The sequence below is a fragment of the Methylobacterium variabile genome (genome assembly GCF_001043975.1).
In the GTDB taxonomy this organism is placed as follows: domain Bacteria; phylum Pseudomonadota; class Alphaproteobacteria; order Rhizobiales; family Beijerinckiaceae; genus Methylobacterium; species Methylobacterium variabile.
Window position 1 is genome coordinate 1 of the sequence record NZ_LABY01000055.1, and the last position, 13,559, is coordinate 13,559.

The following is a 13,559-nucleotide window of genomic DNA, read 5'->3' on the forward strand; positions in this document are numbered from 1 at the left end:
CTTATACCCTCGCGCCTTCGCATCGACACGTCGATGCGAAGGCGTCCGGCGCATCAGCGCCGGCGCCCGTTCGGGCTTGCCTTGCGCCTCCGAACGGGTCCGTTCGAAGGCGCGGCGGTATTACGGTGTCGCTGGCAGATTCGGAGTGGGGGAGCGCTGCCGACGAGCCTCCTCGCGGAAGACGGTTCGGCTGCGCCCGGTCCCTGCGGGGGATCAGGCCGATCGCTGCACGCGGTTGCCGTGCGGGTCCCGATCTCGCCCGGCGGCGGCTCCGGGGCCGCCGGGTCTCACCGGTCCTCCGGCAGCTCCCGCACCACCACGCGCCCTCTCTCCGCCGACAGCGCCAGGCGCCCGGCCTTGAGCGCCAGGGCCTTCTCGCCGAACAGGCCGCGGCGCCAGCCGTGCAGCACCGGCACGTCGGCGGCGTCGTCCTCCGCCAGAGCCTCGAGGTCGTCGACGGTGGCGATGATCTTCGGGGCCACGCGCTCCTCCTCGCAGACCGCCTTGAGCAGCACCTTGAGGAGCTCGACCAGCGCGCCGTTGCCGCCGCTGCGGGGGCGGCCGCGCTCGGGCATCGGCACCGTCGAGGGATCGCGGGAGAGGCCGCGCTCGACGGCGGCCAGGATGTCCGCCCCGGTGCGCGAGCGCTCGAACCCGGCCGGGATCGTGCGCAGGCGGCCGAGCGCCTCGACGCTGCGCGGCGCGGCTGTGGCGATGTCGATCACCGCCTCGTCCTTCAGGATGCGCCCGCGGGGCACGTTGCGGGTCTGCGCCTCGCGCTCGCGCCAGGCCGCCACCTCCATCAGCACGGCGATCTCGCGCGCCTTGCGCATCCGGCTGCTCAGGCGCCGCCAGGCCTGGTCCGGGTCGGCCCGGTAGGTGTCGGGGGAGGTGAGGACGGCCATCTCCTCGTCGAGCCAGGCGCCGCGGTCGGTGGCGAGGAGTTCCTTCCCCAGGACCTCGTAGACCTTGATCAGGTGGGTGACGTCCGACAGGGCGTAGCTGAGCTGCGCGTCCGAGAGCGGCCGGCGCGACCAGTCGGTGAAGCGCGAGGACTTGTCGATCTTCGCCTTGGCGACGTCGTTGACGAGCTGCTCGTAGGAGACCGAGTCGCCGTAGCCGCAGACCATCGCGGCGACCTGGGTGTCGAAGAAGGGCTGGGGCAGCAACCCGCCGAGCAGCCAGATGATCTCGAGATCCTGCCGGGCCGAGTGGAAGACCTTCAGCACCCGCTCGTCGCCCATCAGGGCGAAGAACGGCGCGAGATCGATGTCGGCGGCCAGCGGATCGACGAGCGCGGTCGACCCGTCCGGCGCCGCGATCTGGATCAGGCACAGCTTCGGATAGTAGGTCGTCTCGCGCATGAACTCCGTGTCGACGGTCACGAAGGGTTGCGTGGCGAAGCGCGCGCAGGCGGAGGCGAGTTCTTCCGTCGAAGTAATCAGCTTCATAGGTTCGGCTATAACGGAGCCGGCCGCCGAGGGCGAGACGCCGACGGCGTGAGTCATGGGGATTGGGCGGCGTGGTGAACGAGAGTGTTCGCCGCGGCCCAGGACGGCGCCGCGCTCAACGCAGTGCGCCCAAAGGCACCGCGCCCATGCGCCGCACGCGCCCGTCAGGCCGCGCGCGATCCGCCGTCCCGGCGCGCCGCCTTGCGCAGGGCCGTCGCCCGGGCGCGCCGCGTCGCCTCGGCCCGGCGGGTGAGCCAGTCGAGGATGTTGCGCTCCACCCGCTCGCCGGAATCCCGGTCGGTCAGGCGGTGGATGCGATCGGCCCGGAAGCCCCGGTAACCGTCGCGGTCCCGGTCGGTGCCGCCGACCAGCACCCGCCCTGGGCCGATCTTGAGCTCGTGCGCCTGCAGCCGGCGCACGCTCCAGGCGCCGTTGCCGTCCTCGTAGACGAGCTCGAACCGGCCCTCGATCGGCAGGACGCGCCAGGCGCCGTCCTGGCGCTCGAGGAACGTGTCCTGCCGCTGGACGGGCTCGTCCTCGCGCATGGCGGGCGACGCGCGGCCCGTCGCGGCGGTGCCGCCGGGCGGGTCGGGCAGGGTATCGGACGGGGGCTCGAACGAGCCGAAAAAGCTGTGCTGATCCATGGGGATAATATAGTTGTTCGTTGTTTGTTCCGCAAGCGCGGAACACCCGTCCGCGGGGCCCGCGCGACGCCCCGCGCTTGACTTCGCTTCCCCCCTTCGTGAATGGGTGCCGGCACGCTTTAACGTGCGGGCGGCCCGCCCGCGCGCCCGGCCTGCCGGCCCGATCGAGGCAGCCGAGACTCTGGACAGCGAAGACACGCCCATGCACCGCTATCGTTCCCATACCTGCGGGGCGCTCCGCCCGTCCGACGTCGGCGCGACCGTCCGCCTCTCCGGCTGGTGCCACCGCGTCCGCGACCATGGCGGCGTGCTGTTCATCGACCTGCGCGACCATTACGGCATCACGCAATGCGTGATCGACCCCGATTCCGCGGCCTTCAAGGCGGCGGAGGCGGTGCGCTCCGAGTGGGTGATCCGCATCGACGGGCGGGTGCGCCAGCGGCCTTCCGGCACCGAGAACGCGGAGCTCCCGACCGGCGCGGTCGAGGTCTACATCACCGACCTCGAGGTGCTGGGCGCCGCCGCCGAGCTGCCGATGCCGGTCTTCGGCGACCAGGAATACCCGGAGGAGACGCGGCTCAAGTACCGCTTCCTCGACCTGCGCCGCGAGAAGCTGCACGCCAACATCATGCGGCGCGGCGCGATCATCGATTCGCTGCGCCGGCGGATGCGCGAGGGCGGGTTCTTCGAGTTCCAGACCCCGATCCTCACCGCCTCCTCGCCGGAGGGCGCCCGCGACTTCCTGGTGCCGTCGCGCCTGCATCCGGGCAAGTTCTACGCCCTGCCGCAGGCCCCGCAGCAGTTCAAGCAGCTGACGATGATCGCCGGCTTCGACCGGTACTTCCAGATCGCGCCCTGCTTCCGCGACGAGGACGCCCGGGCCGACCGCTCGCCGGGCGAGTTCTACCAGCTCGACATCGAGATGAGCTTCGTCACGCAGGAGGACGTCTTCCAGGCCGTCGAGCCGGTGCTGCGCTCGGTCTTCGAGGAATTCGCCGACGGCAAGCGCGTCTCGCCGAGCTTCGTGCGCATCCCCTACGCCGAGGCGATGCTGAAGTATGGCGTCGACAAGCCGGACCTGCGCAACCCGCTCGTCATCGCCGACGTCACGGACGAGTTCCTGCGCGAGGACGTGACCTTCAACGCGTTCAAGAACGCCATCAAGGCCGGCGGCGTGGTCCGCGCCGTGCCCGCCCCCGGCGCGGCGTCCCAGCCGCGCTCGTTCTTCGACAAGCTCAACGATTGGGCCCGCTCCGAGGGCGCGCCCGGCCTCGGCTACATCGTGTTCGAGGAGGAGGGCGGACAGCTCACCGGCCGCGGGCCGATCGCCAAGTTCGTGCCGGCGGAAGCGCAGGCCGCCATCGCCGCCAAGGCCGGGCTCAAGGCCGGCGACGCGGTGTTCTTCTCCGCCGGGCCCGAGGCCAAGGCGGCGGGCCTCGCCGGCAAGGCCCGCATCCGCGTCGGCGACGAGCTGAACCTGTCCGACAAGGACCAGTTCGCGTTCTGCTGGATCACCGACTTCCCGATGTACGAGTGGAACGAGGACGAGAAGCGGGTCGACTTCTCGCACAACCCGTTCTCGATGCCGAACTTCGACCACGACGCCTTCCTGGCCCTCGACCCGCAGGACCACGCGACGATCCTCGGCATCAAGGCGTTCCAGTACGACATCGTCTGCAACGGCATCGAGCTGTCCTCGGGCGCGATCCGCAACCATCGCCCCGAGGTGATGGAGAAGGCCTTCGCCCTCGCCGGCTACCCGAAGGAGGTCCTGGAGGCGAAGTTCGGCGGCATGCTGAACGCGCTGCGCATGGGCGCTCCGCCCCACGGCGGCATCGCGCCGGGTGTCGACCGCATCGTGATGCTGCTCTGCAACGAGCCGAACATCCGCGAGGTCGTGCTCTTCCCGATGAACCAGCGCGCCGAGGACCTGATGATGGGCGCGCCCTCGGAGGTTAGCCCTAAGCAGCTGCGCGAGCTGCACATCCGCCTCAACCTGCCGCAGAAGCAGGCCTGACCGGCGCGCCCGGGTGCCCGGTCTCGTCGCGGTCGTCGTCGCCCATGACAGTGCCGGCGTGCTGCCGGCCTGCCTGGCGGCGCTCGCCCGCGAGCACGTCCCGGCGCTGGTCGTCGACAATGCCAGCCGCGACGGCTCGGCGGACCTCGCCGCCCGGCTCGGTGCGCGGGTGCTGCGGCTGCCCCGCAACGAGGGCTACGGCCGGGGCAACAATGCCGGGATCTGGGCGGCGGGACGGGCCGAGTACGCGCTCATCGTCAACCCCGACGTCGAGCTCCAGCCCGGCGCCGCCGACGCGCTGCTCGCCGCAGCCGAGGCCTATCCCGACGCGGGATTGTTCGCGCCCCGCATCGTCGAGGCCGACGGGCGCTTCTTCTACCAGCCGCGCTCGCTGCTCGCGCCCTACCTCACCAACCCGCACGGGCGCCTGACCCCGCCCGAGGGCGACGCCTGCGCGCCGTTCCTGTCCGGCGCCTGCCTGATGGTGCGCCGCGACCTCTTCCTGTCGCTGGGCGGGTTCGACCCCAACATCTTCCTGTTCTACGAGGACGACGACCTCTGCCGCCGGATCGCCGACGCGGGCAGGGCGCTCGTCCACGTCCACGGCGCGGTGGCGCTCCACGGGCGCGGGGCCTCGAGCGCGCCCGAGCCCGGCCGGGTGCGCCGCTCCCGCTGGCACCAGGCCTGGTCGCGATCTTACGTCTCGCGCAAGTACGGCCTGCCCGACCCGACCGGCGCCATGCTGGCGAAGAACGGCGTGAAGGCGCTGCTGGCGGCGCTCGCCTTCCGGCGGTCCGGGATCGAGCGCTACGGCGGTTCGGTCGCCGGCGCCTGGGCGGCGCGGCGCGGCCGCAGCGCCCTGGCGCGGGAGGGGCTGGAGGAGGAGCCGGCGGCGCGGCCGGATGGGGCATCATGGTGAAGGGCATCACCGTCGCGGCCGGCCTCGCCCGGCCGCACAACGCCTTCGGCGCGGCAAGGCTGGCGCTGGCCCTCCTCGTCGTGGTGTCGCACGGCTTCAGCGTCACCACCGGCCTCGTCCTCGACGAGCCGCTGGCGCGGGCGACCGGCTACACGCTCGGCGAGCATGCGGTGAACGGCTTCTTCGCCGTCTCGGGCTTCCTCGTCACCATGAGCCTGATGCGCCGCGGCGCCCGCGACTACGTCGTCGCCAGGGCCTTGCGCATCGTCCCCGGGCTGGTGGCGGCGACGCTCGCCGTGGCGCTCGGCCTCGGCAGCCTGATGACGAGCCTGAACCTCTCCGCCTACTGGGGCGATCCGGCCCTGTGGCGGTTCATCCAGGGCACGCTCACCACCTTCAAGAGCAACGCCGCCCTGCCGGGGGTCTTCTCCGAGAACCCCTTCCGCTTCCCGATGGGGACGGTCTGGACGCTCAAGTACGAGGTTCTGTGCTATCTCGGCCTCCTGGCGGCGGGGCTCCTCGGGACGCTCCGCTGGCGCTGGCTCGCCCCCCTTCTGGTCGCCGGCCTCGCGGTGGCGCTCGCCGCCGCCGGCCTGCGCGAGGGCGAGATGCCCAAGGGCCTCGAGACGTCCTTGCGCCTGCCGCTGATCTTCGCCGCCGGCGCGGCCCTGTTCCTCTACGCCGACCGCGCCACCTTGAGCTGGCCGCTGGCGCTCGCGCTCCTGGCCCTGGCGGCGCTCGTGCATGGCACGGCCCTCTACCCGCCCGTGCTCTTCCTCGCCGAGGCCTACGGCGTGCTCTGCCTCGGCCTCGCCCCGCCGATCCGCCACCCCGTCCTCGACCCGCGGGCGGACCTCTCCTACGGCACCTACCTGTACGGCTGGCCGGTGCAGCAGAGCCTGCACGCCCTGTTCCCGACGGCCTCGGCCTGGCTGCTGCTGGGGCCGTCGCTCGTCCTCACCCTCGCGGTGGCGGCCCTGTCCTGGCGCTTCGTCGAGCGGCCGGCGCTGGGGTGGAAGGCCAGGGTGATGGGGAAGCGGCGCGAGGCGCTGGCCTGAGCGCCGTCCGGCCGTGGCCTGTCGCCCGGGCGCGCGGTATCATGAGTGCATGACTCGCGACGACGCCATTGCTCGACTCAAGGCCCATGCCGACGGCGTGCGGGCGATGGGCGCGACGTCGCTCCACCTGTTCGGCTCGACCGCCCGGAACGAAGCCCAGGTCGACAGCGATCTCGACCTGTTCATCGACTACGATCCCGAGAGCCGGTTCAACGGCTTCGACCTCGTCGGCATCAAGCTCTTCCTGGAGGACAGGCTCGGCACGCCGGTCGACGTGACTACCCGCGACAGCCTGCACCCGCGGCTTCGCGAGCGCATCGAACGATCGGCGATCAGGGTTTTCTGATGGCTCCGCGTGAGTACCGGCACGCTCTCGACGACATGCTGACCGCGATCGATGGCATTCTGCGCGCGACAGCAGGCAAGGACCTCACGGATTACGCGGGTGACTGGCTTCTGAAGCACGGCGTTCAACGCGGCATAGAGATCATCTCGGAAGCCAGTCGTGCGGTACCGGCGGACATCCAGGCGCGACGGCCGGAAATCCCATGGCGCAAAATTCGCGGGATCGGGAACGTGCTGCGGCACGAGTATCACAGCCTCGCCGACCCTATCATCTGGGGCATCGTCGTCGATGAGCTTCCACCATTGCGGACTGCCGTCGACGCGCTGCTGTCCGAGACGGATCCAGGCCGTGAAACGGAGGCACGCTGAGGCCGAGGCGCTGATGCAGCAAGCGTCAGGATCTGCATAACCCACATCCGCTATGACACGCTGCAATCGTTAATTCGCCCAAGAGCGTCCATGCCCCCGACCCGCGCCCCTGCCCTCGACGACCTCGACCAAAAGAGCGCCCAGAGCCTCCACGCCGCCCTCTCGGCGGAGATCGCGGAGCACGACCGGCGCTACCACGGCGAGGACGCGCCGACGATCTCGGATGCCGAGTACGACGCTCTGCGCCGCAGGCTGGAGGCGATCGAGGCACGCTTCCCCGATCTCGCCGGGACCGGTGAGGCCTCGGCCAGCGTCGGCGCCAAGGCGTCGGACAAGTTCGCCAAGGTGCGGCACGCGGTGCCGATGCTCTCGCTGGGCAACGCCTTCTCGGACGAGGAGATCGGCGAGTTCGTCGACCGGGTGCGCCGGTTCCTCGGCCTCGGCTCCAGCGAGCCGGTCGGCTTCACGGCCGAGCCGAAGATCGACGGCCTGTCCCTGTCCCTGCGCTACGAGGACGGACGCCTCGTCGCCGCGGCGACGCGGGGCGACGGCGAGGTCGGCGAGGACGTGACCGCCAACGTCCGCACGATCAAGGAAATCCCGGAGGTGCTGGCCGGGACGAACTGGCCGGCCGTGTGCGAGGTGCGCGGCGAGGTCTACCTGTCGCACGCCGATTTCGCCGGGATCAACGCGCGCCAGGAGGAGGCCGGCAAGCCGCTCTTCGCCAATCCGCGCAATGCCGCCGCCGGCTCGCTGCGCCAGCTCGATTCCAGCATCACCGCCTCGCGGCCCCTGCGCTTCTTCGCCTACGCCGCCGGCGAGATGTCGGCGCAGCCGGCCGAGACCCAGTACGGGATGATCGAGGCGTTCCGCGCCTGGGGCCTGCCCGTGAACCCGCTGACGGTGCTCTGCAGCGATGCCGCCGGGATGCTGGCGCATTACCGGATGATCGAGGCGCAGCGCGCCGAGCTCGGCTACGACATCGACGGCGTCGTCTACAAGGTGGATTCCTTCGCGCTCCAGCGCCGCCTCGGCTTCGTCGCCCGGGCGCCGCGCTGGGCGCTCGCCCACAAGTTCCCGGCCCAGCGCGCGACGACGGTGGTCGAGGCGATCGACATCAATGTCGGCCGCACCGGCTCGCTCAACCCGCTCGCGCGTCTGCGGCCGGTCACGGTCGGCGGCGTCGTGGTGTCGAACGCCACGCTCCACAACGAGGATTACGTCCACGGCGTCGATGCCGACGGCAACGCGATCCGCAGCGGCGTGCCGATCTGGCAGGGGCTGTCCCTGCGGGAGGACGCCGACCTCGCGCAGGGCTCCGACGTGCGCGTCGGCGACACGGTGGTGGTCCTGCGCGCCGGCGACGTGATCCCGAAGGTCGCCGACGTGGTGCTGGAGCGCCGCCCCCAGGACGCTGTGCCCTACCGCTTCCCCGAGACCTGCCCGGCCTGCGGCAGCCACGCGGTGAGGGGCCTCAACCCGCGCACGGGCAAGCTCGACGCGGTGCGCCGCTGCACCGGCGGCCTGATCTGCCCGGCGCAGGGCCAGGAGCGGCTCAAGCACTTCGTCTCCCGCAACGCCTTCGACATCGAGGGCTTCGGCGAGACCTACATTGAGACCCTGTTCGAGGCCGGCCTGGTGCGCCAGCCCGCCGACCTCTTCCGCCTCGACTTCGAGCCCCTGAAGGCCGCCGTGGTGGCGCGGCGCCAGGCCCTCTCGGCCGAGCGGGCGCTCGCCGCCGGCAAGGAGGTCAAGAAGGCGGCCAAGAAGAAGGACGACGAGGACAAGGCGATCAAGAACCTGCTCGCCGGGGTCGAGGCGCGCAGGACGATCCCGCTCAACCGGTTCATCTTCGCGCTCGGCATCGAGCAGGTCGGCGAGGCCACCGCAAAGGCCCTGGCCAAGCACTTTCCCGACATGCCGGCCCTGATGGCGGGCGTGGCGGCCGCGGCCGCCTGCCAGCCCGGGCCGGACTGGATCGCCCTCGCGAGCCTCAACCGCGTCGGCGCCACCACCCGCGACCGGCTGCTCGCCGCGGCCGCGGAGGCGCCCGATCTCGACCTCCTGGCCGGCGGCGCCGTGGCGCGGCTGTCGGCGCCGCAGCGCGAGGCCCTGGTCGAGGCCTACGGCGATGCCGCCGGCGTGCGCGCGGCGGTGGAGCGGGCAGCGGCCCAGGTTCCCGGCGACGCCTACCGGGCGCTCGCCGACGACGGCGAGATCGGCGCCGTCACCACCGCCTCGCTGATCCAGTTCTTCTCGGAAGGTCACAACGTCGCGGCGGTCGAGGCCCTGCTCGCCGAGGTCGAGACCGAGCGGGCAGCGCCGGTGGCACAGGCCGCCGCCTTCGCCGGCAAGACCATGGTGTTCACCGGAACCCTGGAGCGCATGACCCGCAGCGAGGCCAAGGCGACGGCCGAGCGCCTCGGCGCCAAGGTCTCGGGCTCGGTCTCGGCCAAGACCGACCTCGTGGTGGCGGGGCCCGGCGCGGGCAGCAAGCTCAAGGACGCCGAGAAGCACGGCGTCAAGGTGGTTTCGGAGGATGAGTGGCTGGCGATGGTGGCGGCCGCCTGAAAAACGGCGCCTTCGCTGGGAAAAGCGCCGGCATGACCAGCCTCCGCACCCTCGCGATCGACTTCGAGACCGCCAACGAGCGCCGCGACAGCCCCTGCGCCGTCGGCCTCGCCTGGATCGAGGGCGGGCGGGTGGTGCGGCGGGAAGCGCGGCTGATCCGCCCGGCGGAGATGCGCTTCTCGCCCGGAAACATCCGGGTCCACGGCATCCGGCCGCGGGACGTGGCGAACGCGCCGTCCTTCCCCGAGGCGATGGCGCCGTTCCTGCCGGAGATCGCCGGCAGCCTCGTGCTCGCCCACAATGCGAGCTTCGACGTCGGGGTGCTCGCCGCGACGCTCCAGGCCTATGGGCTGTCGCAGCCGGCCTACACCTCGCTCTGCACCGTGCAGCTCGCCCGGCGGCACTGGCCGGGGGAGGGCGGACAGGGGCAAGGGACCTACCGGCTCTCGGCGCTGGCCGCCCGGGTCGGCGTGACCTTTCGCCACCACGATGCCGGCGAGGACGCCTATGCGTGCGCCGAGATCGCGCTGGCGGTGACGCGCGAGGCCGGGGCACCGGACATCGCCAGCCTCGCTCGGCGCCTCGGCCTCGTCCGGGAGCGGGCCGGGCAGGGGGCGCCGTCGCCGGACGGCATCGCGGCCCGGGCCCTGCGGGCGGTGGCGCCGATTCGCAGCCGAACGCCGCTCCTGCACTTCGTCGTCCGGGGCAGCACCGGTACGCCCTACGACGTGCGGCTGATCGAGGGACGCGACGGGCCGCGCCTGCGCTGTTCCTGCGCCGGGGCGCGGTTCCGGCCCGATTGCCGGCACGTCCGGGCGCTGGCCAACGGCGAGGTCGATGCACTCCTGTCGGGCAATCCGGGAGACGTGGCGGCTCTGGCCGGGCTGCTGCGGCAGGCTTGAGGCCGCCGCACCGATCTCTCCCGCCCCGCCCGTTCCGGGCCGGGACGCTTTCGAGGCCGAGCCCTGGACATGACAAAGGCGGGTCCGCACTCGCGTGCGGCCCGCCTCGTACGGTGACGGCGGATGATGTCCCGCTCAGCCCTTAATGGGCTTCGCGTAGGGCCACCGCGTTCGGCTTCAGGCCGAAGCGCTCGGCGAGATGCCAACGCAGCTCGCGGGACGAGTGATAGCCGTAGCTACGGTCGATCAGGTGGCTGACGTCGGTCGGGTTCTTGCCCTCGCCGAAGCGGCTGATCTGGTCGACGTGAAAAGTGGTGCCGTCGTTGAAGACGGTCGGCGCGCCGTCGCGCCGGGTAAACTCGAACAACATGGATGTCTTTTCTTCTATCATTGCGCCGCTCCTCATCGGAGCGACTGTGCGTGGCAGGCGGCCGGGTGGCCGCCAGCGGAGCATGCGATGAGCCCGCGGGCTCACAACGCTCCAGTACGGCCAAGGTTCCGTAACCTTAACGGTAGACCCGTTAAGATCACGTTAACCTAGGCCGTGGCCGCCTCAGGCGACCTGCAGGTTCACGGCAGACATCTTCGTGCTGTCGCGCCGGTCGGCCTGCAGCTCGTAAGAGACCTTCTGGCCCTCGACGAGGCCGCGCAGGCCAGCCCGCTCCACCGCGGAGATGTGGACGAAGACGTCCTTGCCTCCGTTATCCGGCTGGATGAAGCCGAAGCCCTTCTGGTCGTTGAACCACTTGACAGTACCAGTATTCACGCGGTCGTCCTCGTCTCGTTAGAAGTCGCGACGGGCCGCCCTCAGGCGAGAGCAGCGCGGCGCGACGGCGCCAATTGTCCGGGAGGGGGCTGTGTCGCGGGGCCCGAAAAGCCCACGCGGGGCTTAATCGCCCGAGGCCGTCCGCCCGTTGTCGCTGAACCCCATGTAGGAACCCAGTCTGTCCGGAACAAGGCAGGGCGGCCTCGAATGCGCGGAAGGCGTGTCAGCGGTTGGTGCGCCCGCGCTGGTTGGGGTCGACGCCGCCCTGCGGCGTGGTGTCGTTGGCCACGTCGCCCTCGGCGGTGTTGGCGCCGGCGAGATCCTCCGGATCGCCGCCGGACATCCTCATGCCCTTCGAGGTGCCGATGCCAGGATTGCCCTTCAGGTCGGCGTCGGTCGGTGTCGTGGTCTTCGGCTGCTTGGAGGTCATGCGGGGCTCTCCTCGAGTGAGCCCGCTCAACGGTTGAGGGCCTGCTCCAGTTCGCTGCGGCTCATCCGCGAGCGGCCCTTGATGTCCCGGCGCTTGGCCTCGTCGTAGAGCGCGGCGCGGGTAGCCTGGGACCGCGTGTCGCGCTCCTTGGCGCGGGTCCGGCGGAAGTGCGCCCGGTTGTCCGCCGGACTCTCCTGGTTCGATGCGCCGGCCTCCCGCAGGGCGATGGCGATCGCCTGCTTTCGGTCCTTCACCGGCTCGCCGTCGCGGCGCTCCAGCTCGCCTTCCTTGAACTCGTGCATCACCCGGGCGATCGTGCCCTTCTGGGCCTCGGTGGTCCTGGCCATCGGCCTGCTCCGTCCGCGGGCGCCGTGCGCGCCCTCTCGCACGATCAACGCCGCCGATGCCGGCGCGTTTCGGGGTATGCAGGACGGGCTTGCGTGGAATTCCCTGTCGCGTCCGGCAGATTGCTCCCATATACGGGCGACATCGTGCAGTTTCGGACGCTCCATGGCGGGTATCTCGGTCTCCCTCGAAGGTTCCAACATCCAGCTCTCGTTCCAGAAGGACGATCAGGCCACCGCGGTCATCATGGATGCCAGCGCGGCCCGCGCCCTCGTGCGCGCAGTCGGCCAGCTCCTCACGGTCATGCACGAGCCGGACGAGGCCGACATGGACGACCTCGGCGACGAGGAGGCGGCGATGCTGGACGTGACCTCCGCGGCGATCGAGGTCGGCACCGACGAGCAGGGCCAGGCCGTCGTCGCCCTCCAGGCCGGAGGACTGCCCCCGTTCCAGCTCCGCCTCACCGACGAGGAGGCGCGGCACGTCGCCACCAGCCTCAACGAGATCCTGAACGCGCCGCGGGATGTGCGCAGCTCGCACGGCGGCCACTGACGACGGGACCCGACAGCGAGAAGGGCGCCCCGAGCGGGCGCCCTTCGTGCGTCTCATCCCGGAGCGCTCACGCGTCGACGCGTGAGCGCTCGGCGCCCGTTCAGGCTCATCCCGCGCCGCGGAACGGCTCCGTTCGGCGGCGCAGCAGACTCAGAAGCGTGTGCCGGGATTGGTCGGGCCGCCCGGCAGGTAGTCCGGCTCGGAGCCGGGCCCGGTCGGGTCGGTGATGCCCGGATCGTTCACCGGATAGGGCGAGCGCGGCCCGGTCGGGCCGGTATCGGGCAGCTCGTCGGGTGCGACGGGCGGCGGGATGTCGCCCGGAATGCCGCCGCCGGGGTTCGGCTCGTGCCCGGGCATGCCTGGATTGGCCATGGTCGTGCCTCCTCTCGGGTTGGGGGTATGAGAGTCAACCGGCCCGGCGCGGCGCAGTTCCGTCGCGGCAGGCGGCCGGAACCGGCCTGACCCAAGGTCGTTGCCAGGGCATCCCATACTCCCGCGGAGAATAAGCCGATGCCCAGCATCACGCAGGCGAAGATCCTCATCATGGCGACCGACGGCTTCGAGCAGGCCGAGCTCGAGGTCCCGAAGGCCAAGCTGGCCGAGGCCGGCGCCCAGGTGACCGTAGCGGCGCCGAGATCGCGCCAGAAGCCGGAGAGCATCCGCGGCTGGGACAAGACCGACTGGGGCCGCCCGGTGACGGTCGACGCCGACATCGAGAGCCTCGATGCGGCCGCCTACGATGCCCTGGTGCTGCCGGGCGGGCAGATCAACCCGGACAAGCTGCGCCTTGAGCCCAAGGCCCTCGAGATCCTGCGCGGCTTCCTGGCGAGCGGCAAGGTCGTCGCCGCGATCTGCCACGCGCCCTGGCTGCTGGTCGAGGTCGGTGCCGCCAAGGGCCGCAAGATGACCTCCTTCGCCTCGATCAAGACCGACGTCATCAATGCCGGCGCCGAGTGGCACGACCAGCCGGTCGTCACCGACAAGGGAATCATCACGAGCCGCAACCCGGGCGACCTCGACGCCTTCTCGGCCAAGATCATTGAGGAGGTTCAGTAAGGCCGCCACGACCGCGCGGCGGCGTGACGGCGAAGGGCGGGACGCTTGGCGCCCCGCCCTTCGCTCGCATCCCGGTTGCCGTGTGCTGTTTACCGCGTGCCCCCGGACGCCGGTTCGGGGGCACGTTTCGCCTG

The 13,559-nt window shown here is 71.3% G+C and carries 16 protein-coding genes; 9 read left to right on the plus strand and 7 right to left on the minus strand.

What is annotated here, in order from left to right:
* Positions 1–287: 287 nt before the first annotated feature.
* The gene (gene rnd / locus VQ02_RS09270; RefSeq protein WP_048443896.1) at positions 288–1,451 is read right to left on the minus strand and encodes a ribonuclease D; all 1,164 of its coding nucleotides are present in this window, start codon (positions 1,449–1,451) and stop codon (positions 288–290) included.
* Between the two features lie 164 nt (positions 1,452–1,615).
* The gene (locus VQ02_RS09275) at positions 1,616–1,996 is read right to left on the minus strand and encodes a hypothetical protein (RefSeq protein WP_048443944.1); all 381 of its coding nucleotides are present in this window, start codon (positions 1,994–1,996) and stop codon (positions 1,616–1,618) included.
* Between the two features lie 301 nt (positions 1,997–2,297).
* On the opposite strand from VQ02_RS09275, the gene aspS reads away from it, so the two are divergent.
* The 7 genes from aspS to VQ02_RS09310 all read left to right on the plus strand — a co-directional run bounded on the left by aspS (position 2,298) and on the right by VQ02_RS09310 (position 10,276).
* A complete protein-coding gene (aspS, locus tag VQ02_RS09280) occupies positions 2,298–4,112 on the plus strand; it encodes an aspartate--tRNA ligase (protein ID WP_048443897.1) in 1,815 nt (604 codons plus the stop codon).
* 13 nt (positions 4,113–4,125) lie between these two features.
* Positions 4,126–5,031 (plus strand): glycosyltransferase family 2 protein, encoded by a 906-nt coding sequence (locus VQ02_RS09285; RefSeq protein ID WP_048443898.1) that lies wholly within the window; start codon positions 4,126–4,128, stop codon positions 5,029–5,031.
* Complete coding sequence (locus VQ02_RS09290; protein ID WP_048443899.1) at positions 5,025–6,089, plus strand: acyltransferase family protein; 1,065 nt, start codon at positions 5,025–5,027, stop codon at positions 6,087–6,089. Before VQ02_RS09285 ends, VQ02_RS09290 begins: the two co-directional genes overlap by 7 nt.
* Positions 6,090–6,138: 49 nt before the next feature.
* Positions 6,139–6,435: a nucleotidyltransferase family protein gene (locus tag VQ02_RS09295; protein ID WP_048443900.1), complete on the plus strand. Its 297-nt coding sequence runs from the start codon at positions 6,139–6,141 to the stop codon at positions 6,433–6,435.
* Positions 6,435–6,803: a HepT-like ribonuclease domain-containing protein gene (locus VQ02_RS09300; protein WP_048443901.1), complete on the plus strand. Its 369-nt coding sequence runs from the start codon at positions 6,435–6,437 to the stop codon at positions 6,801–6,803. Before VQ02_RS09295 ends, VQ02_RS09300 begins: the two co-directional genes overlap by 1 nt.
* Positions 6,804–6,893: 90 nt before the next feature.
* Positions 6,894–9,374 carry an NAD-dependent DNA ligase LigA gene (ligA, locus tag VQ02_RS09305; protein ID WP_048443902.1) on the plus strand — a complete coding sequence of 827 codons (2,481 nt, stop codon included), beginning with the start codon at positions 6,894–6,896 and terminating at the stop codon, positions 9,372–9,374.
* A gap of 32 nt (positions 9,375–9,406) precedes the next feature.
* Positions 9,407–10,276, plus strand: coding sequence for a 3'-5' exonuclease (locus VQ02_RS09310; protein WP_048443903.1), 870 nt, complete (start codon positions 9,407–9,409; stop codon positions 10,274–10,276).
* Between the two features lie 142 nt (positions 10,277–10,418).
* Here VQ02_RS09310 and VQ02_RS09315 read toward each other — a convergent pair whose 3' ends face one another.
* The 4 genes from VQ02_RS09315 to VQ02_RS09330 form a co-directional block, all read right to left on the minus strand.
* Entirely contained in the window at positions 10,419–10,646 is a 228-nt protein-coding gene (locus VQ02_RS09315; RefSeq protein ID WP_048443904.1) for a hypothetical protein, read from the minus strand.
* Between the two features lie 183 nt (positions 10,647–10,829).
* Positions 10,830–11,042, minus strand: a complete 213-nt coding sequence (locus VQ02_RS09320) for a cold-shock protein (protein ID WP_048429112.1) — start codon at positions 11,040–11,042, stop codon at positions 10,830–10,832.
* 223 nt (positions 11,043–11,265) lie between these two features.
* Positions 11,266–11,472 carry a hypothetical protein gene (locus VQ02_RS09325; RefSeq protein WP_048443905.1) on the minus strand — a complete coding sequence of 69 codons (207 nt, stop codon included), beginning with the start codon at positions 11,470–11,472 and terminating at the stop codon, positions 11,266–11,268.
* Between the two features lie 26 nt (positions 11,473–11,498).
* Complete coding sequence (locus VQ02_RS09330; protein ID WP_048443906.1) at positions 11,499–11,819, minus strand: DUF6496 domain-containing protein; 321 nt, start codon at positions 11,817–11,819, stop codon at positions 11,499–11,501.
* Between the two features lie 163 nt (positions 11,820–11,982).
* Between VQ02_RS09330 and VQ02_RS09335 the strand changes: the two genes are divergently transcribed.
* Positions 11,983–12,369 carry a hypothetical protein gene (locus VQ02_RS09335; RefSeq protein WP_048443907.1) on the plus strand — a complete coding sequence of 129 codons (387 nt, stop codon included), beginning with the start codon at positions 11,983–11,985 and terminating at the stop codon, positions 12,367–12,369.
* 150 nt (positions 12,370–12,519) lie between these two features.
* Here the strand turns inward: VQ02_RS09335 and VQ02_RS09340 are convergent, their stop codons facing one another.
* Positions 12,520–12,741: a hypothetical protein gene (locus VQ02_RS09340; RefSeq protein ID WP_048443908.1), complete on the minus strand. Its 222-nt coding sequence runs from the start codon at positions 12,739–12,741 to the stop codon at positions 12,520–12,522.
* 138 nt (positions 12,742–12,879) lie between these two features.
* On the opposite strand from VQ02_RS09340, the gene VQ02_RS09345 reads away from it, so the two are divergent.
* A complete protein-coding gene (locus tag VQ02_RS09345) occupies positions 12,880–13,425 on the plus strand; it encodes a type 1 glutamine amidotransferase domain-containing protein (RefSeq protein WP_048443909.1) in 546 nt (181 codons plus the stop codon).
* Positions 13,426–13,559: the final 134 nt, after the last annotated feature.